Here is a 19765-nt window from a genome sequence, read left to right as displayed (position 1 = left end):
GTTTCATGAAACTGACTCCTCCTGCCATACATGTTTACTGAGCGGCTTTTTCGGTTTGAATGCCCTTGGTCGTCTGCTCCTCGATCATCCGCAGCGCGGTCATGGAATCTTTCGATTCCCCGAAAATAAGCGGAGCGAACACGTTATGCAGCGGTGCGTCGATATAGGTTAAGCCTGCGGCGCGCGCTGCCGGCGGCATGGCGTTTTTGCCGTAGAAGATCGACTGGACGTGCTTGCCCTGCATTTGCGGCAAGTTTTTGCCGAACGCTTCCTGCACTTTTTGCGTTTGCAGCGGGCCGATAATCCCTTCCTTGGCGAAATTGATTTGCATTTCTTCGGAGAGCAGGTACTGGATCACCTGGAACGCCTGATCTTTTTTGGTCGATTGCTTGGTGATGTACGCCGCATACATGTTCGGCTGCGCCTTGACGCCCGGAGCGTCGGCAAACGAAGGCATGGCGGCGATATCGAAATTCAGGTTTTTGTTCTGTTCGTACCATTGGACGATTTTTTCCGACACGTGGACGGACATCGCAATTTTCCCTTTCGGGAAATCATCGACCGAAGTAAACTGATTCGCCGGAATTTCGTAGAAGCGCCGCAAATTGTCAACTTCCTTTTTCCAGCCCGGAGTCGTCAGCTCCGCCTTATCTTCCGTCAAACTGAGCGGAGACTGCGAAAGCTGGTTATAGGTCATGTACAGCCCCGGATGCTGCTGGTAGCCCTTGTACGTGTTTTCCCCGTCAACGCGCGTCAGCTTTTTGGCCAATTCGTAAATTTCGTCATAGGTCATGCCGTCCTTCGGATACTCGACCCCGAATTTATCGAAAATATCCTTGTTGTAAAACAGCACGAAATCGCTTAACTGGAACGGCAGGCCGTAAATTTTGCCCTCGGGAGTCACATTTTTCATTTGCGCCATCGAGGCGGGCTCCAGCTTGCTGGTGTCGAAATTGTACTTTTTGATCAGGTCGGTCATATCGTACTGGAGATCGTTTTTCAAAATATACCGCTGCAAATTCATGCGCGAATTATCGATAACAATGTCGGGGATCGTCCCGGCCGCGATCAGATCCTTATACTGCCTGCCCGGGTTATCCCACTGCACGTGCTTGAACGTAAGCTCGGGAAACTTTTTCTTCAAATATTGCCCGACCTGCTTTTCCCAAATGTCCTCTTTGGCGTAAAAAGACGGGTATACCGTATAGATGAATATTTCGTTATCCGGAGATTTCTTCGCGTCGGGTGTTGGCGCTGCGGTCGGCGACGTGCAGCCTGCCATAATCGCTGCCGCCGCAGCCAGCAGCAAAGATGCTTTCAAAAGCTTTTTCATGTTTCCTTACAACCTCCCTTTTGATTGGTCCAAGCAAAATATGGCCACAGCGATGTAAACGCTTATATTTTTGTACCCTTACTTTATTATGGATGGAAGACGTTTGCATTAGGTCGGTGCTTGCTTATTATAGGTTGTTTATCGCATCTTTCCCCGGGAGCCGGCCCGGATGCTACTTCTTCTCGGTCGCCCAGCGGACGGCGGCATCGAAGAGCTTCCACCCGTTGTCGGTCTGATTGATTTCTTCGCCTTCCATTAAGTAGAAGAACACTTCCCGCGCCGTCACCGGCTCGCCTTTGACGTTCGTCGCGCCTTTGTCGTAAGCGAAAATCGTCGCTTTCTGAGCGTCGTTCGGCACGGTTGCCACGACAATCGCCTCTTTGCCGGGAGTCGCGTAGCTCATTTTGCCGTTCTCCTTGTAAACGTCCACTTGGCTGTCCAGTCCCGCTGCCAGCGGATGCTTGGCGTTCACGATCTGAATCGTCTTGGCCGCTTCCGGCCCCTGCAGCTTGCCGTTCGCGTCCACATCCGTCATCCCCGTATCGCCGGACACCTGCGGCTCGTCATAGATGACCGGCACCGCCGTTTTCACGAACATATCCTTGATTTTCCCGGAGTTGACGGATTCGCTGACAAAGATAAGCGTGCAGCCCTTCGCCTGCTCCGCCTTCACTTCCTTATCGGATACGATCGTGACGTCCATGCCGTGCGTCTGTCGCAGACGTTTGGCCACAATGGCGTCCCCGCCGCTTTCTCTTCCAATAAAAAGCACTTTTTTTCCGCTGCTCTGCGATTTGCCGGCGCTCGTCGACGAAGGCTCGTTAGACACGGAAACCGGGCGGCTGGGCGCTGCGCTGCAAGCTGCGAGCGCAAACGCCATGACGGCGATTACAGCCGTACCGAATAAACTTTTCATGAATCGGATTCCTCCCCGCATGATAATGGAATAGGTTACTTTTTGCCGTTTTGTGCAGTCCACTGAACAGCCGCATCCAACAGTTTCAAGCCGTCATCGGTCTGATTCATTTCCTCGCCTGCCGTCAAGTAGAAAAATACTTGCCGGGCAGCCACTTTCTCGCCCTTGATGTTGGCGGCGCCCTTCTCGTACGCGAAAACAACCGCCTTTTTGTCGTCGTCCGGGGCTGTCGCGATCGTCACGGCCTCTTTTCCCGGAATCGCGTAGCTGAGCTTCCCGTCATTTTTGTAGACCGTGATCCGGTCCTTCAATCCGGCGGCCAGCGGATGCTTGCTGCCGGCGATCTGCACGGTTTTCCCCGCGTCCACCTGCCCGTAGTCGAGCATTCCCGTCAAGCCGGCGATGCTGGCCGCCTGCGGCTTGGCGTAGACGACGGGTACTGCGGAGCGCCCAAGTTCGGCGTCGATTCTGGCGGAATTGACCGTCGGGCTAATAAACACGACGCCGAAGCCGTCCGCCTGATTCGCCTTAAACATGTTGTCGGACATATCGATGACCACATAGCCGAGCTTTTCAAAATGTTTCATGATGACCGGATCGTTCGTTCCTTCTCCTCTTTTGACATAGAGCATTTTTTTGGCGTTCGCTGCTGCGCCCGGAGAGCTCTGCGCCGACTGGGAACACGCCGCCGTAACGGAAACGATCCAGACGGCGGCGAAGCATACAGCCAGCAGCCTTTTCATCCGCGTTTGTTTCATGCCCGAATGCCTCCTTCCACATTTGTTTTGCGTCTATTCGACCAGGCCGGTTCTTTCCACGCCTTCCACGAACCATCGCTGCGTGAACGTATACAGCAGCAGCGGAGGGACGATCATCAGGAACGTCGTCGACATGCGGATCGCTTCGTCCGTCACCGACGGCCCGTACGCCTCCGCCTGCTGGCGCAAAGCCGAGGCTATTTTTTCTATGCCCAGCGACAACGGCGCAGTTTCAATGTCGGGAAAATACATGCTCGGCAAATAAAAGTCGTTCCAGGTCCAGATGAAGGAAAATAAAAAGACGACGAGAACGGCCGGCTTGGCCAGCGGCATCATGACCCTATAAAAAATTTTGATCACGCCGGCCCCGTCAATCCGCGCCGCTTCCTCCAGCTCCTTCGGCTGCGTAGAGAAAAATTGCCGGTAAATGATGACGAACAGCGCCCCCTTCAGCCCCAGGCCGAAAAATGCCGGCACAATGATCGGATAAATCGTATTTAACAGGCCGAGCTGTCTGGCATAAATGATGTTAGGCAAAATCGTCACCTGCATCGGCACGATAAACGTCAGCAGCAGGAAAAAAAACAGCAGCCTTTTAAAAGGGACTTTCAGGCGGGCGAACGCATAGCCGGTCACCGCGCACGAGAACGTCTGCAGGACGGATACCGATAGAGACAGTCCGAGGCTGATCGCCAGCGCTTTCGGATATTTCATCCATTCCCACGCTTCCTGAAGGTTGCCCAAATAGATGACCCGAGGGAACCAATTGACGGCCGGATCCAGCAAGTCGTCGGCATTTTTCACCATCGTCGTCGCCATGTGCAAAATCGGCTTCAAGCAAATGTAAGCCGTATCCAGCAAAATCAGGTAAATAAACAATTTGAACAGCAGTCCTTTGTCCGCTTCCCTGCCGATAACCGCATACCGGACTCGATTCAGCAGCTCCGGCAGCGAGGAAGACGGGACGTTTTTCAATTTCAGGCGACTCATGGCCTCACCCCAGCAATCGTAGGATTGTTACGCTCTTTGCGTTTTGGTAACCCGGTTAAAGATCAGAAAAATAATGACCAGAAAGAAGCTGATGATCAGGAAGTAAATCCAGATCAATGCGCTGTACTGCCCGTATTCGCTTTCCCGCACCTTCGACAAAATCGGATTGGTCGGGAACGTGAACAGGTCGACGACAGTGTAGATCAAGTTGAGGAAAATGAACGGCGTCATGGCCGGCAGCGTAATTTTCCAAAACATTTCCCACGGGCCTGCGCCGTCGATGCGCGCCGCTTCGTAGGCCGAATTCGAGATCGTCTGCCGGCCGCCCAGGAAGATCAAAATTTGCACGCCGGAATACCACAATATGAGCACGAACGAATCGAGAATCGAAATGAGCGGAGCGGACCAGGTCGCAGACAAGTTGGCCTGAATCATTCCGGCGACGTTGTATTTGGACATGAAGCCGAGGTCGCCTTCGCCCTGCGTCAAAAACTCCTTGACGACCTCGCCGGTGGACAAAATGACAGGCAGGAAAAAAATCGCCCGGAAAAAGGTGCGGCCGGCAAATTTCTGGTTCAAAATAATCGCGATCAGCAGCGCGAAAATGACGATGATCGGGATCATAAACAGCGCCTGCCGCAGAAACGGCAGCAGTTGGTTGTAGAGCAGGCTCCCGTTTTCGAACAAAATGTACCGGTAATGCGTCCAGCCGATAAATCGGGTCGTCGTGCGGGTCGCCGTTATCGTCACATCCTGAAAACTCATAAACAAAGAGTAGCCGATCGGGAACGCCATAAAGAGGACAAATCCGACGAACCAAGGGGCGATGAACAGCGATCCTTCCAAATATTCCATCAGCGACGACTTTAATTTCGCTTTGCGGTTCATTTGCCGGCCCCCCCTTGAACGACGGTAAAGTTTTGCCCGGGAACGGACAGATCCCCGCTGCGGTACGGCGTCAAATTGTAGTTGACGATAATTGTTTTCCCGCCGGCGTACGTCGTTTCCTTGACCCCCGGCTCAATCGTCCGGTGATTGACGATGAACCGGTCCTGAACGTCGCCAAGCGCCTCGTTGTACCGCTTATACTGCTCTGCGGCAAACGTCTCCCAATCCGGGTAGTAGGTGTTGTAGTAGCGCAGGCCGTATGAATTTACGTATGTTTTCGTCTCGGCTTTGGTGAAAATGAAAGCGGGCGCCGCGCCGTATTCGATGTCCCGCAAAAAGTCGTGGACATCCTCCTGGCGGTTGTTCACATATTCCGACGAATACGAAATGAGGCCGTGCGAGGCGATTTGGGCAAACGGAACGGCTTCGTCCGAAAACAAATCGTACGAATCGTCGTAAACCATCGTTTTCATAAAATTGGCGTGCGGCAGCACGTACATATTGGCCTTCTCGGTTTGCACGCCGCCCAGCGCCTCCTTGATGCCGCTCAGTATTCGTTCTTGAACGGTGCGGGCTTCGTCCCTCGGCGAACCGTACGCCGTGTTGTAATCGCTGAGCAGCCGCTGTCCGAGCATGCCGACGGCAAGACCGTCAACACCCAGCGCCTTAAATTGAGGCAAGTCGCGCGCAACCGCTTGTTCGATGAATTTGTAGCTGACCACAGGCGTCCGTTCCCTGTTCAGCAGCGGACTCATCGTCAGATTGCGGCCGGCCAGATTGACCATCGCGTCGAACTTCGGATCGAAGCCGCCGCCCCCCGTATTGTTCAGCGCGTACTGCGCTTCCAAATAGACCGGATAGCCGAGGCTGTGGGCTTTGTCGACGAACGCCTTCATGCCTTTGTCGCCGCCGATCCGGGCATCGGCCGGGAACGTGCTGCCGAAAGAGCTGTAGCCGCCCTTCTGCCACCCCTTGAACGTCAGCGACATGTTGGGAATGCCTTTGTCGTGCAGGGAGCTTACGATTTGCACAGCTTCATCGGCCGTAGTCAATTGGAGATAGCGGTCGGTCACGACACCTTTTTCCGAATCGGCGCCGATGAAATCCGCATACAGCGGAATGTTCGGATTTTTAACGGCGGCTGGCTTGACCCCTTTTTCCTTCATCAAATACCCGCGGTACGTTTGGGCCATGCCGACGTAATCCGTTTGCCCGCTGTCCAGCATGTAGTAGCGGACAACACGGTCGCTGCCGAATTCCCGGTCCCGGTTGTAGTCCACGTACCCCCACGAATCGGGCACGTTCGTATTCCGCGTCGTAAACTGCAGGAAGCTGGCCCGGTAATTCATCTGCGCCCCGACCCAGTTGTAGTTGCTCAGCACCCCTGCGGGCGCGGCCACGATGTTGGCGTACTCGTCGCCTTCGTGAATAACGGCCAGAAAGCCTTTGGAACCCGACTTCATGCCGAACACCGGCATCATGATTTTGTTCCGGTTGTTGTCGATCCCCGGGAATGCGGCGTCTTTGCCGTACACCGGCTCATCGTACATTTTGTTGACGTTGAGTTGGTTGCTTTTGAACCGCACCAGCGCCCCGGCGCCGTCAGGTATGAACATATACCCGTCCTGATCGTCCGTATATTCGGCTCCGAAGAACGGGAACGGCCTGATCCAGACGAGGCCCATTTTCGATTCCTTAATGCCGTCGCGGACAATTTTCGTCTCGACGTAGTCTTGATCGATTTTCACCTCAACCGGAATCGTAAAGCCTGTCGCCGGCAGCTCGTAAACGACGGAAAAACCTCCGGGTATCGTCCGCACGTCTTTCACCCGTCCCCTTTCGGCGGCCAGGTTCGTCTCCTTTGCCTGCAGAACGTTTTTCGAAAAATCGACGTACTGCACCATAACGGGAGACGCCAGATGCTTTTTCCAGTTTTCGGCTATTTTCTCCTGCGGCCAATATTTCGGGTCCGGATAAGAGCGGTACATATTGCCGTTTCGTTTGTCCTCCACGATAAAATGGCCTGTCTGCGCGTCCATTTTCAGCCGCAGCGTGCCGGTTTCCGCGACGTTTTTAAAATCTTCGTCCGCCGGCAGCCGGGCGGGTGCGCCCTGCGTTTCGGCCGAGGAGCTTTGCTGTGCCGCGAATGCGACGCGATTTTCCGGCGCTTTGAACTCGATTTTCGCCCGGGTCAAGAGCAGGACGATAGCGGCCGCGATCAGGACGGTGACGATGATGGCTGTTTGGTTCGGTTTGCCGATCCGGATCATCTCAACATCACCTCCTGATACATTTGAACTAGCAGTGAAACGAAATCGCTCGTCAGCCCGATCATAATGAAGATGAGCACACCGATCACCAGCATCGCGCACAGCGTAAGGACGATGTTGACGACGGTCTCCCCGACGCTGTAATTGTGCACGTTCTGGATTTTCCAGAAGATCAGCAGAGCGATCCAGACGGTCATCGCGTTCGACGCAAAATGGAACATGGACGATTCCGACATCGTCAGAACGTTCGAGACGAAGGACAGCGGAATGCCGACGAAAATGTAGGGCACGAGCGCATAGGAGCTGCCGATGAAGATGTCCTTGAACCGGCCTTCCCCCCGGTAAATCGAGCTGACCAAATAGTTGGCGACGATCCAGGCTATCCAGACGATGAAAAACTGCGTGAACGTAGAGTAAATATCGACGAAAGTCTTGGGATTGAACGTAAAGCTCGTTACAAACCGGCTGATCAGGAGAGAGCCATATACGCCAAGCAAAATGACGCCTGCGCTCAAATAGCTCCCCCTATTCTCATAGTGAATGGCGGAAAAGCCGTCAATCGGGTGTTTCAGCACATACAGAGCCAGCTTCAAATGGTTAAGAAAGCGGTTCTGCGTTCTTCGCCGGTTGCGCCACCTGGCGCGAAACTCGCTTTTTGCGGTGTACTTGTCGAGCAGGAAGTACGCAATTCCGCCGAACAGGAGAACGCTTGCGATCCAGGAAAAATTGCGCTGCAGCCACAGCATCCGGATTTGCCAAAAGGAATCGGAGTAGCCCTGCTGATCACCGGCTTCCTTGAACAATTGCTGAGCTTCGGTAAATTGCTCTTTTCTGAAGGCCGACTTGGCCAGCCCCAAATAGGCCGGCGCAAACTGGTCGTTCAGCCGCAGCACATCGCGCCACGGCTGTTCGCTGGCTTCGTAATTGCCCGCCAGCGTTTGCTGGTTCGCCTGGTCGACCTTTTGGCCGAACTCGGATAAGCGGAACACTTGCACGATGTTTTCCTGGTCGTCAAGGACGAACAGCTCGTTGCGGCTGTTCACGTCGAGCGCTGCCGGGCTTTTCAGCAGGCCGACCTGGGACGACCCGACAGCCGAGGCGCCGCCCCAAAAATACAGCAAGTTGCCCGATGCGTCATAATGGCTCATATATTTGTTTTGCTGGTCCACTACGATCATATTGCCGCTTTGGTCGACGGCCACGTCGATCAGCTGCGGCCCCGTCGCCGCCGGTACGGCCGGAACGTCCCACGGAGCCGTTTCCCCGAACGATTTGGACGAGCTGCGCAGCAAATTATCCCCTTTAATATTCAATTTTTTCAGTTGGTTCGATGCGGCGGTGCCGCCGGTGACCGTATAAATATAGCCGTTCTTGTCCGTAGCGACGCTGTTGATCGTTTCCGGCCTTTTGGCGATCTCGTTGGCATACATTTTTTTCGTATACAGCATGCGCTTTAAAGCGTCTAACGGGGACAGCGCCGTTCGGTTGGCGCCGAAGAAGCCTTGAAATTTGCCTTCCGGGTCGAGCATGACGAGCCCTTCGTAGCTGCCGTGCACGGCGATGTACAGAAAATCCCGCTCATCCACCATAACTTTGGCCGGTTCGAATACGTAAGTATCCGGAATATAACGGGATTCCGGCCGCTTGTATTCGTGCTGCAGCTTGCCGTTTTTGTCAAGCCTCAGCACTCTTTTGTTGCCCGTATCGGCGATGAAGATATCGCCTTCCTTCGTCACGAATACGCCCTCTGGCTTGCTCATCGGACTGTCCGGCAAAGTAATGTAACGCACCAGCCGCCCCGTTTCGGTCATATGCACGATGCGGTTGTTGCCCGTGTCCGCGACGTACACTTCATTGTTCGCATCGATGAAAATATCTTTCGGATTCCGCATCGGCGAGCTGATTCGCCCTGCCTTGCCGCCGGGATCGGGCGCAGACAGATCCTCCCCGATCACGCCGAGCGGAAAGTAAGCCGGCTGAAGCCAGATCAGATTGCCCCGGCTGTCCTTCGTATACGTGGAGTATTTCACTGAGGCTTGCGCGGTCGCAGGCAGCAGTGCGGTACACAGGATCGTGAAGGAAAGGAATAGCCCCCACATCTTGTTTGTCATGCTAAAACCTCCGTTTCCGTCCCTATGTGTACAGTTTGACTTGCCCAAACAAGCCGTAAGGACGCAATTTATAAGCCGGCGTATGGTCGCTGCCTTCTTTGCGGAAAGACGCCCAACTGGTCGTCGCGGTGTCGCCGGCAGCCTGATGGAACGGGCCGAGCATATTGCGCGGACTGCCCATGACTTCGATATCGAGCCGGTTCTCCCCCTGCCGGCAGTGCTTCGTCAGGTCAAGGCGGTTGGCCGCCCGCCAGGGCACATGCCCCGCCGTTTCGCCGTTCACGCGCACTTCAACCGTTACCGCGGAGTAATCGCCCAGCTCCAGCTCGACCCGGCCCGCCGCTTCGCCCCCGGCATGGAAATCAAAATGATAAATCATGCTGCCGCAGTAATGGGTGTATCCCTGCTCGCACCAGTCCCCGAATTGCAGCGTATCCGGTTCGGCCGAGATCGCCCTTGCGGCATCGACCGCGAAATCGCCGATCAGGTAAATGTCCTCCACCTCCATCCGGTTGTCGTACCGGCAGGACAAAATCAGCTCATTCGCGCCTTCCTTCAGTCCGGCAAGCGCCACTTTGTCGAACGACCGGTCGAGAAACCAGCCCTCAGGCCGATTCGGAAGCGGCGTACCGTTCAGCTTCAAATCGTAATGTTCGGCGGATTCCACGACCAGATAGACGGTTTCCGCCGGCAGCACCGACACCTGAAACGAAAATTTAAACCGGGCCGGCGTGCCGTTCTCCGGGTGGGCGTCGTAAATCCATTTGTACCTTTGCTCCAGCCCGTTGGCGTAAACCTGCCTCATGCCCAAGCCTTCGCGGATCGCCCTTTGGGCTTGCCACACTTCCATTTCGTCCGACCACCCGCCGTTCGCTACGGCATAGGAGCAGGTGTCCAAAGTCAGCACGTTGGGCATCGAGCGCGTGAACCGGCAAACCGGTCCGAGCTCCGCCACCGCTCTGGGACCGGTTTCCGCCCTGCCGGAGTTCGCTTCCGCGGGACTCGTCTGCGAAGGCTTGTTTGTGCGCCATATGTACAGCCTGGAATCCGCCGGGCCGAACTCGGCGGCGAAATGGGCGTACCCGCCGCGCACGCTCGTCTCGACGGCGGCCGTTTCGCCTGTCAGCGCCCGCCATTCTTCCATGCTTCCGGCGCCGTCGACAGCCATCGCGATGTTGGCGCGGCGTTCGTTCCCGCGGTCGCTGTTCACGACAAACAGCGCGCGGCATTCGCCCATGTCCCTCAGCATGTACAGCAGATCGGGCGTTTCCTCCGACTGCGCGTTCGTCATGCTGACCCGGCGGGGCAGGATGCGCTCCAGAGCCGCCGCCGCTTCCCCGGTGTCCCCAACAGCGGTCATGTTCGGATGATCGTAGAGCGCGGACAGCCGGTCCGACGCTCTGCCTTCGATCATCGTCGGGCGCGGGCCGACCGCCACCGCTTTTCCGCCCGCTTCGAGAAAGGCGGACAACAGCCGGAACGTGCTGTCCAGCATCGTCCGGATTTCCGGGATGACGACGACGCGGTACTCCGCCATGTTCACGGCCAATGCGCCGCCGCGAATTGCTCCCGTCTCGGCCATAATCGTCTCGTCGCCGAGATCGAAATCGTAATGCGCCCTGAGCAGCCTGCCGAGAAACGCGTTGAATTCATGGCCAAAATGATTCGTGGCCGAGACGTCCCGGTCCTTGCCGCGGGCGGGAAAGCCGTACGGCCCCGTACCGACCATGCACCAGGCGGTGGAAGCCGGATGCAGCACCAGCACGTCGCGGATCGGGCGGCCTTCCGTCAGCACCGCCGACAGCCTGGCGAAATAATCTTCCACGATGGAATTGTATTTCCACCAGCTCGTGTTGTAATTGAATACGGGAGGGTAATCCCGCTTCCTGCACCCTTTGATCGAATAGAGGGCCAGATGCTGGGACCGCAGGTTGACGCCCAGTACGAACTGAAAATCCCCGATCCATTTTTGCCCCTCGAATGTGAATCCCCAGCCCGTGCAGCCGTACGTTTCGGTGAGCACGAACTTTCTGCCGTACTGGTTCGCTACGCTGGTGCACTGCTTGACCGTGATGTATTCGTTCGTCTGTTCGTTCAGCATATCGATGCCGGGGACGTGCTGGAACCGGTAATTCGGCATGACGGCCCCGCACACCCGGGTCGCGGTGCCCATATTATTTTCCCACAGGTAATGTCCCGTAAAAGCAAGACCGTTGTTCCCGCACCACTCGCCGATCTGCCCGGAGAACGATTCGCTGAACCGCTCGGTAACTGTCCGCCAATAATCGTGGCGCGCCTCGGCGGAATGCTCCCCGTTGAAAAATATGTAGGGAACGATGTCCAGCAGATCGTAACTGCGCTTTTCCCGGAAAAATGCCGGAAACGACCAGCTCCAGGGAATCCAGCCGCGGCCCGCCGTGAACTTGCAGTGGCTGTCATGCACGCTCGGCTCGTCGGTAAACACGCCGCGGACGGTTTTGCCGAAATGGTCCCCCACTTCGCGCTTGTAGGCTTCATAGGTGATGTCGATGAACGCCTGCACCGTATCCGGATTCAAATGGTCCGGCGGCGCCTCGTTGTTGAACCAGGCGCTCCGCTCGGAAATTTCCACGCGAAAGACGAGCAGCGCTTCTTCCTCCTCCCATACCCAGGCGTCATCGACGGACACCCTCTCGCAGCGGATCAAGTCCCTCTCGTCGACAACCGCTTTGAACAGGGCGACGACACGGTCCGCATCGTCCAAAACGTACGGGCCTGACGGCCTTGCGACTTCCATCGTAAGACCTTTGGCGCGGAACGCGTCCCCGCCCCTCGCCTGCACAAGTCCCCCCGCAAAACCGGACGGCCAGCGGTCCTCGTCGTACAGCCAGGCTTGCATGCCGAGCTCTCCGGCGGCTTCCACCGTGCTCCGAACGAGGTCCATCCATTCGCTGCCCATATATACCGTTTCCAAACCGTCCCTGGAATGAATGAAAAATCCGCCCATGCCCTGTTCCTTCATTTCCCTGATCTGGCGAATCAGTTCTTCCTTTTTCAGACAATCGTTCCAGGCCCAAAACGGCAGCGACCGGTATTCGGCCGGCGGGCGGCTGAACGTTTCGCGCAATCGCTCAATGGCTTCCACTGGCATCCGCCTCCTTCGGCGCTTGGAAAATCATCACGCTTTTCGGGAGAAGCTCGATCTCGCCGCTCAGCACCAAGCCGCTCAACAGCTCTTTCCGCCCGGCGTTTCCGGCATGGAACGTTTGCGCCTGTTCGCTGTGGTTCAGGACAAAAGTGAACTGCATCCCGTCTTTTTCGCGCTGCGTCACTTCCACGCCCGGCGGCGCCTCGCACAGCGGAGCAATTCCGAGGCTGTCGCACAAAGCTTTCATCCACCGCTGCAAAAATTCGCGGTCCGGGTCCGTGGCCGCATACCACGCTTCCCCTTGGCCGAAGCGGTTGCGCGTTAGCGCCGGAGCGCCCCGGTAATAATCGCCGCCGAACTCGGCGAACGGTTCCGCGCCCTCCGGATGAACGACTTCGCATATGCATCCGCATGCGAAGGTGCCTTGCAGCCGGCCAAGCTCCCGCTTCATGACCAGCGTGTTCGTCTGCTCCGGGAACAGCGCGTCGACTTCCTCGACCCAAATGCCCAACAGGCTGCGCAGCTCGCCGGGATAGCCTCCCGCAGTCACCAGATCGTTCTCGTTGACGACTCCGCTGTAGAACGTAGTGACGAACGTTCCGCCGCTCCCGACATATTGCTCCAGCTTGCGGGCGAAGCCCGGTTTTACCATGTACAGCAGCGGCGCCGCCACCAGATCGTACTGCTGCAAATCCGTATCGGTATGGATCAAATCGACCTGTACCCGGTTGTCGTAAAACGCATCGTAATATTTTTGTATTTGCGCCGCATATTTCAGATGCGCGGACGGCCCGCCGCCCAGTTCGACGGCCCACCAGTTGTCCCAGTCGAACAAAATGCCGACTCTGCTCTTCACGCGCGCATCGAGCAGCAGATTGCCCAGCCGCTGCAATTCCCCGCCGAGTCCGGCGCATTCCCTGAAGACGCGCGTATGCTCGTGGCCGGCGTGATCGATCACCGCCCCGTGAAATTTCTCGTAAGCGCCAAGCGAGCGGCGCAGCTGGAAAAACATCACGGATTCGGCCCCGCGCGCTATCGCCTGATAGCTCCGCAGCCGCATGACGCCGGGCCGCTTGCCCGGGTTGACCGTCTTCCAATTGAGCACGCTCGGCGTCTGCTCCATCAGCATGAACGGGGCGCCATCCTTTAAGCCGCGCATCAGATCGTAGCGGAGCGCCATATAGCTTGCAGGCGTATCGTTTTCGGGATATATATCAAGCGCGGCGATATCCAAATATTTGGCCCATTTGAAATAGTCGAGCGGCTTGTAAGTCCCGTTGCCTTGAAAATTGGTCGTGACGACCGCATCCGGCATCACCTCTTTGATCGCGTTGTATTCGATCAGATAGCAGTCCAGCCAGCTGTCCGAGTTAAAGCGGTAATAATCGAGCGTTATGCCCTGAAACGCCGTTTGGTCGGAATTGCTTCCCGACAAGCCTTCGCTTAATGCGTTGGGGAGGACGATATCGTTCCAATCGTAAAAAGTGTGCCCCCAAAATCGCGTATACCAGGCTTCGTTGAGCCGCTCCAGCGTCCCGTAACGCTCCTTCAGCCATACCCGAAACGCCTTCTCGCAATTGTCGCAATAGCAGCGGACGCCGATTTCGTTGTTCACATGCCACAGCAGCAGCGCCGGATGGTTCGCGTACCGCTGCGCCAGCTTGCCGGCCATCGCCCGCGCATAATGGCGGAAGGTCGGGCTGTGCGGGCAGGAGTTGTGCCTTCTGCCGAATTTTCGTTTTTTCCCGTCATAGGTTACGGTCAACAGATCCGGGTATTTGCGCGCCATCCAGGCCGGATGCGCCGCCGTTCCCGTGCCCATGCACGCATGGATGCCGCTCTCGTGCAGCTTGTTCATCACTTCGTCCAGCCAGTCGAAGCGGTACGTCTCCTCGTCCGGCTGGTTCCACGCCCACGAAAACACATTGACGGTCGCGATGTCGATGCCCGCCAGCCGAAACAGCCGCATGTCTTCGTCCCACACGTCCTTGGGAAACTGCTCGGGGTTGTAATCGCCGCCGAACAAAATTTTCGGAAACTTCCTGCCGATCATCGCTTTGCCCCCCGTTTCCTTCGCTTCCTTAAGAGAAAAGCCTGCGCACTACCGGAAACGCTTACAGATTCCGCCGCAGCCACCGTATCATTCATCACAGGATCATCCCTCCTTCCCGATTCGCATGCCGGAATTGCAGCGCATTTTGCAGAACGAGCGCAATGACCCAGGACGGGTTCCATCTGTTGCTGTGTCCCCGATGATTCCAGGCGGTTTGAAAAAGGCCTTCCCCCTGCTCCCCGACGACCGTAAATCCCCACTCGCCCGGTTTCGTGCAAATGCCCTGCCCCATGGCGTCAAGCATCGTCCGTCCCAACTGCTCATACTGCAGATTCCCGGTCAGCCGCCCGAAGCGCGACAGTTCGAAGGTCGGAAAAAATACGTCCAAATGATGGTTTTGCACGCTGACGCCCGGCCAGCCGACGGCGGAAAAGCCCGCGTTCCTGAACGCCGTCCCCCGGTCGAACGCCGGATTCCACATGTAGACGTACGTGAGCAGCCAATCCGCGGAAATTTCGGCCCATTCCCGATAGCGCCGGCTGCCCGTCGCCAGAAACAGTTCGTAAGCGGCAAGGAAGAAGTACATGCCCGCTTCCTTATCCTCACACTTCGCGTCGAGCGTGGAACGGGCAAAAGGCCGTTCGAACGTCTCGGCGTGAAGTTCGTAATACCGCAGCAGCACCCTTTCGGCTTGCTGCAGGTAAGGCTCTTCCCCGGTGAGCCGGCAGGTTTTCGCCAAGGCGATCACGCAAGGAAGGCCTGCTGCGGTAACCGCCGGTTCCGCCGCCCTGCCGTCCATCAGCCATGCGGACGGGTAAATGCCCGACTCCAGCGCGCCTCCGAGGAAAAATTCGGCCGCTTCGCGCAAAGCGTCCAGCCAGGACACAGGCACGTCCCGGCCCTCCTCCCGGAACAGCAGCGCGATTTCCGCTAGATCGGCCATCGTTTCACCGAAAGCCCGGCTGGAAACGGCCGGCCGCTTGTTCCAGCTGAAGTCGTCCCAGCCTCCGTCCGACAGCCGGTAAACGCTGTGCCGCACGCCGGGAACGGCGGTCCGGCTAGCGCGCAAATAAAAGTCGACAGCCTGCCCGCAGCGGCCGATCCGCTCTTCCAGCCCTTCGTCGAAGCCCAGCCTGGCGTCGCACCAGGCCAGCTTCAGGCATTGCCCGGTCCAGCCGTACATATAGTGCAGCGGACGTTTGGATATATTGCCGAAGTCGTTCGAATCCGTGAACTTCACATAACCTGCGGCCCCGTTCGCATCCGTCCGCCACCGATCGTCCAGCGCGTTCGTCTTCAGCCTGATCAACTCTTCCAGCCCATGCGGCTTCGCCCCAGCGGGAGCAAAAATGTCCCGGCCTTTGCGGACGATTTCCCGGAAGGCGAGACCGGATCGGGGAACAGTTCCCCAATCCAGCACGTATTCCTTGGTCAGCGCGAACCCAGGCGGAAAGTCCAAATAACCGTCCGGGCAAGGCTCCGTTTTGTTTTTGCCGATGTAGCGCGCGTCCTTCTCGCCGTTAAACATCAGTACGCCGCTCGCAGCCGCCACGGCGGACCGGCTTTCCTCCCTGATCGCTCCGAGCGAGCCGTAGCGGACGCTTCCTTCGGACGTTTCCACATAAGCGGGAATGGAAAACAGCGAGAAATAGCGGGCTTCCGCAACCCTATCCTCAGGCTCCGCCTGCGCCGTCAGCGCCATTTGCGCCTCTTGCGCCGTTTGTTCCGCCCGCTCCGTCCATTCCACATTCACGCAGGGGATCGGCAAGCGGTGTTCCTCGCAAATGAAACCCTTGCCCGCCCCCTCTCCAAGCCTGGGAACGACGCGTTCCGGATCGGAGGAAGGGTTGTTGTTATAGATCATATGGGGGATCGTAAACATCTCCTTGTCCCGCCTGGGCCATGCAAACACAATACTTGCGGCGGCATCGTTCACGGTGTGCTCCGTGCGGTTTTCCCAGCACACGTTCATGCGCAAAAGATCGCGCTCGTCAAATACCAGGCTGAGCGTTACATGCAGCGGCCCCAGCGCTCCGGCGATGCGGATCGTGCCGGATTCCGCACCGACCCGCACATCCTGAAGCCGGGCGCCGTCCCAATGCCACGGTATGCCCGAAGAGCAGCCAAGCATATCCTGCAAATAGGCTGCGAAAAAAGGAGTACGCCCGCCTTCGTTTCGCAAAATAAGCTGCGCGCCTTCGTCCGTTACCGTTACTTCCGCTCGTCTTTGCTCATTTCGGCTAACAATGGCGTACATGCGCTCTCTCCTTTCCCGCTTAGCAATGATATCAACAGACCGTCCAGCGTCGGATTGAACCCGACTCTTCCGGATAGCGGCAAGCATACGAAAAACATCTGCCCTTGCCCCACCCGCTTCATCCCGACCAGCGGCAGCTTGCGCTTCCCGCCGGCGTCAGGCTCGCCTTGCGTCTGGTAGGCGAACACAATCGGTTCGATCCCGTCTCCTTGCAAACAGCTGTTGGCGATCGCATCGATTTTGTCATGCGTGGCATTGTACAAATATGCAAAATCGCCCTCTTGCACCCACGGCAAGCGGGAATCCCCGGCGTGGACGGACAATGCGTACACTTCCCGAAATTTCGCCGTGCGAACCTGCGTATCGTCGAGCTCCCATACGCCGCCGTCGGCATGCTTCAGGATGCACAGCGCAGTGCCTCCGCTGCGCACTTCATCGAGAATGGCGGCCCGATGGCGGGCGAAAGCTTCCGGAGACGACACGACTAGCGGTCCGCCAGACCGTCCCGCACCGTCATACGCACCGTCGTAAGGCTGTCCGGCCATATCCAGAAGCGAGCACAGCCGCTCGGACTCGGCATCGAGAAAGGCGGCCGGCTGCGGCGGCCCGCTGCGTTGTGTCCGCGCGAACGCCTCGAAAGCAAACCGTTCCGCGTTCAGCGCGTTCCCCTCCGCATCCAGCAAACACGCATCTATATACAAGCGCTTCCTGCCCTGCACCTGCGGCACGGTAAAACGGATGGTGCCCGCATATGGCGATGCTGCCTGAGGAAGACGGCTCGTTATTTCATAATGCCCATAGTCTTTGTCATCATCCCGCAGCGTGGCGATGATCCGGCACTGCCCGAATTCTTTGGCCGTATCGTTCAGGAGCCACGCTTCGATTTCCATCGCTTCCCCTTCGTACACTTTCCACCGGTCGCACCGCAGATTGACGCGCACCGGCTCCAGGCAGCTTTTGTACGTAAAATACGCCGGCTTCGGAATCCGGTCGACACCGACGAGAGCTTTCATCCATCCGGCAGGCCATGCGTCGATCAGCAGATGGATGGCCGTCGACACGACCCTGTCCGTCCTTCTGCGCCATGCGTCCGTCATCAGCTGCGTCGCCAGGCATTGATGGCGCTGGCTGGCTTCGACCCACTCGCGGATCGTGCGCCGTTCGGCGAACCAGTCCCCGTGAAGATTGTACGTCTGGGCGCCGTTGATTTTGTCCGGCATCCATTCGTCCTGCCCGGAGGCAGGCAGCCATTCCTGCGGATAGCGGCTCATCATCAGCTCCACGTGATCGAGCCCTTCGGTGCCGTACTCCCCGCATCCCGCTTTCCACCCCTCTCTGACGGGAGGAAGAAACCCTTTGTACATGCTCCCGAGGGAGATGACATTGTTTGTATACCACATGTTATAGCAATGAAAATCGGGCAACCCTTCACGGGTAGGCGGATTGTAGTCCCCCTCCGCGTTCTTGACTACACGATCCGGATTTTCAACGAAAATCGCCTGTCTGGAGGCGACGAAAAAAGCTTCCAGCTCGTTTCTGTGCAAATGGCGATGGCCTTTCCTTCTTTTTTCCGTCCGGGACGGTTCGTTAATTAGAGATACCATGATCGAAGACGGATGGCTGCGGATCAGCCGCTCCATCTCCGCCGCCTGCCTGACCCCTTCGACAAACTGGTTGCGGCGGATAAAGCCGAATGTCGGAAGATCGCATTGATGCATCATGCCGAGCATATCGAAATAATCGTACACTTCCTCTTGCACCGGTCGCTGGGTGATACGGTAAAAATTCATATTCGCAAGCTTCGCGATCAAAATATCGTCGATCAATTGCTCGAAATCGCGGTTCATGACGCACTGCTGCAAATGTCCCATTTCATTGGCGCCTCTTAATAGGATAGGACGGTTGTTCAAATACAAAGACCCTTTCAGCTCGGCTTCTTCGTCCATATGAAATTTTCTCATGCCGAACGTCCGGTCCCGGCTGTCCGCGCACGCCGCACCGTTCATAATTTCGATTCGGGCGACGTACAGCAAAGGCGACTCCGGCTCCCACAGCCGGAAGGCCGGGAAGTCCACCTTATAACGGAAATAATTGACGCCCGGCCCGGCGTAAGCCGCTTGAAATGAAATGGGGCCGACTCCCTGGCCGACGAAATTTTTCGGCATAATTTCCAGCTGCAAATCCACCTGCTCCATGAGCCGGTTCGTCGTGTTGACCGCATCGATCCACACTTCCACAGACCCGCCGTCGATGTTCGGCCGTACGAACACATCCTGGATGAACAACTGCGGCCGCACTTCCAAATACACCTCATTGTAAATGCCAGCGCCTGGCGGACAATGATTCCAGCCGCTGTAAGGGTCGTTCCAGCCCGGTCCTGTCGCCGCATACAGCTTGTCGCCGTCCAGCTTCGTGCCCCCGACGCCCATCATCGGATAATCGTTCTGCACTTCCACGACCAAAACGTTATGCTCCTGCAAAAAGTCCGTGACGTCGAATTCGAACGGGGCGAAAAAGCCTTCATGGCTGCCGATGCACTTGCGGTTCAAATAGACCGTCGTTTTATAATCCACCCCCTTGAATACGAGGTATGCCCGTTTGTCTTCGGGAGGGGACGGATGCGAAAATTCGCAGCGGTAAAATCCCGTCCATTTGCCGTTTACGCCGGTCGGCCCGCGGAAATCGGGAATCGTCACCGTTTCCCATACTCCCTCTCCTTCCAAAACGCGGGTAAAGTCGGCATCTTCCGGCGTTTGAAAGCGAAATTGGAATTGGCTGCAAACCTGCCGATCCCGGGCCGAAGATGGCGCCGACGCCAAATTTCTCATATACGGGCGGTATTTGTCGCGCAGCCCTTTCATTTCCTCGCGGAAAAGAGCCATTTGTTCTTCAAAAGCAAGCCCGGCGGCGATCTTCGCCCTTTCCGTCCCCGGGACGAAATATGTTTTCTCGTAAGCTGCAGGTACGATTTCCCGCAGTTCGTCTTTATTTCCGGGATGTTCGCGAAACGCGATTTCCGCGAACTGATCCAGACTTTTCGTTGGCTCCAAGCAGATCCCCAC

Annotated in this window: 11 protein-coding genes; all 11 read right to left on the bottom strand. The window is 56.9% G+C overall.

What is annotated here, in order from left to right:
* Positions 1-34 precede the first annotated feature (34 nt).
* The 11 genes from AC0LWT_RS05500 to AC0LWT_RS05450 all read right to left on the bottom strand — a co-directional run bounded on the left by AC0LWT_RS05500 (position 35) and on the right by AC0LWT_RS05450 (position 19753).
* Positions 35-1333 (bottom strand): ABC transporter substrate-binding protein, encoded by a 1299-nt coding sequence (locus AC0LWT_RS05500; RefSeq protein ID WP_474680205.1) that lies wholly within the window; start codon positions 1331-1333, stop codon positions 35-37.
* Between the two features lie 172 nt (positions 1334-1505).
* Complete coding sequence (locus AC0LWT_RS05495; RefSeq protein ID WP_474680204.1) at positions 1506-2249, bottom strand: hypothetical protein; 744 nt, start codon at positions 2247-2249, stop codon at positions 1506-1508.
* Between the two features lie 35 nt (positions 2250-2284).
* On the bottom strand, positions 2285-3007 hold the full coding sequence (locus AC0LWT_RS05490; protein WP_474680203.1) for a hypothetical protein: 723 nt from the start codon (positions 3005-3007) through the stop codon (positions 2285-2287).
* A gap of 33 nt (positions 3008-3040) precedes the next feature.
* Positions 3041-3997, bottom strand: coding sequence for a carbohydrate ABC transporter permease (locus tag AC0LWT_RS05485; RefSeq protein WP_474680202.1), 957 nt, complete (start codon positions 3995-3997; stop codon positions 3041-3043).
* Positions 3998-4024: 27 nt separating this feature from the next.
* A complete protein-coding gene (locus AC0LWT_RS05480; RefSeq protein WP_474680201.1) occupies positions 4025-4885 on the bottom strand; it encodes a carbohydrate ABC transporter permease in 861 nt (286 codons plus the stop codon).
* Positions 4882-7155, bottom strand: a complete 2274-nt coding sequence (locus tag AC0LWT_RS05475) for a DUF5696 domain-containing protein (RefSeq protein WP_474680200.1) — start codon at positions 7153-7155, stop codon at positions 4882-4884. Before AC0LWT_RS05475 ends, AC0LWT_RS05480 begins: the two co-directional genes overlap by 4 nt.
* Positions 7152-9266 carry a YIP1 family protein gene (locus AC0LWT_RS05470; RefSeq protein ID WP_474680199.1) on the bottom strand — a complete coding sequence of 705 codons (2115 nt, stop codon included), beginning with the start codon at positions 9264-9266 and terminating at the stop codon, positions 7152-7154. The genes AC0LWT_RS05475 and AC0LWT_RS05470 overlap by 4 nt, the downstream gene beginning before the upstream one ends.
* A gap of 22 nt (positions 9267-9288) precedes the next feature.
* Complete coding sequence (locus AC0LWT_RS05465; protein WP_474680198.1) at positions 9289-12390, bottom strand: glycosyl hydrolase; 3102 nt, start codon at positions 12388-12390, stop codon at positions 9289-9291.
* Positions 12377-14446 (bottom strand): beta-galactosidase, encoded by a 2070-nt coding sequence (locus tag AC0LWT_RS05460; RefSeq protein WP_474680197.1) that lies wholly within the window; start codon positions 14444-14446, stop codon positions 12377-12379. Before AC0LWT_RS05460 ends, AC0LWT_RS05465 begins: the two co-directional genes overlap by 14 nt.
* A gap of 94 nt (positions 14447-14540) precedes the next feature.
* A complete protein-coding gene (locus AC0LWT_RS05455) occupies positions 14541-16703 on the bottom strand; it encodes a hypothetical protein (RefSeq protein WP_474680196.1) in 2163 nt (720 codons plus the stop codon).
* Positions 16658-19753 (bottom strand): glycoside hydrolase family 2 protein, encoded by a 3096-nt coding sequence (locus AC0LWT_RS05450; RefSeq protein ID WP_474680195.1) that lies wholly within the window; start codon positions 19751-19753, stop codon positions 16658-16660. Before AC0LWT_RS05450 ends, AC0LWT_RS05455 begins: the two co-directional genes overlap by 46 nt.
* Positions 19754-19765 lie beyond the last annotated feature (12 nt).

Source organism: Paenibacillus sp. sgz302164 (genome assembly GCF_056120505.1).
This window is presented reverse-complemented; position numbering and strand designations above follow the sequence as displayed.

Coding starts and splice junctions, on each gene's coding strand:
- AC0LWT_RS05500 (WP_474680205.1), bottom strand. CDS start 1,333: ATGAAAAAGCTTTTGAAAGCATCTTTGCTGCTGGCTGCGGCGGCAGCG.
- AC0LWT_RS05495 (WP_474680204.1), bottom strand. CDS start 2,249: ATGAAAAGTTTATTCGGTACGGCTGTAATCGCCGTCATGGCGTTTGCG.
- AC0LWT_RS05490 (WP_474680203.1), bottom strand. CDS start 3,007: ATGAAACAAACGCGGATGAAAAGGCTGCTGGCTGTATGCTTCGCCGCC.
- AC0LWT_RS05485 (WP_474680202.1), bottom strand. CDS start 3,997: ATGAGTCGCCTGAAATTGAAAAACGTCCCGTCTTCCTCGCTGCCGGAG.
- AC0LWT_RS05480 (WP_474680201.1), bottom strand. CDS start 4,885: ATGAACCGCAAAGCGAAATTAAAGTCGTCGCTGATGGAATATTTGGAA.
- AC0LWT_RS05475 (WP_474680200.1), bottom strand. CDS start 7,155: ATGATCCGGATCGGCAAACCGAACCAAACAGCCATCATCGTCACCGTC.
- AC0LWT_RS05470 (WP_474680199.1), bottom strand. CDS start 9,266: ATGACAAACAAGATGTGGGGGCTATTCCTTTCCTTCACGATCCTGTGT.
- AC0LWT_RS05460 (WP_474680197.1), bottom strand. CDS start 14,446: ATGATCGGCAGGAAGTTTCCGAAAATTTTGTTCGGCGGCGATTACAAC.
- AC0LWT_RS05455 (WP_474680196.1), bottom strand. CDS start 16,703: ATGTACGCCATTGTTAGCCGAAATGAGCAAAGACGAGCGGAAGTAACG.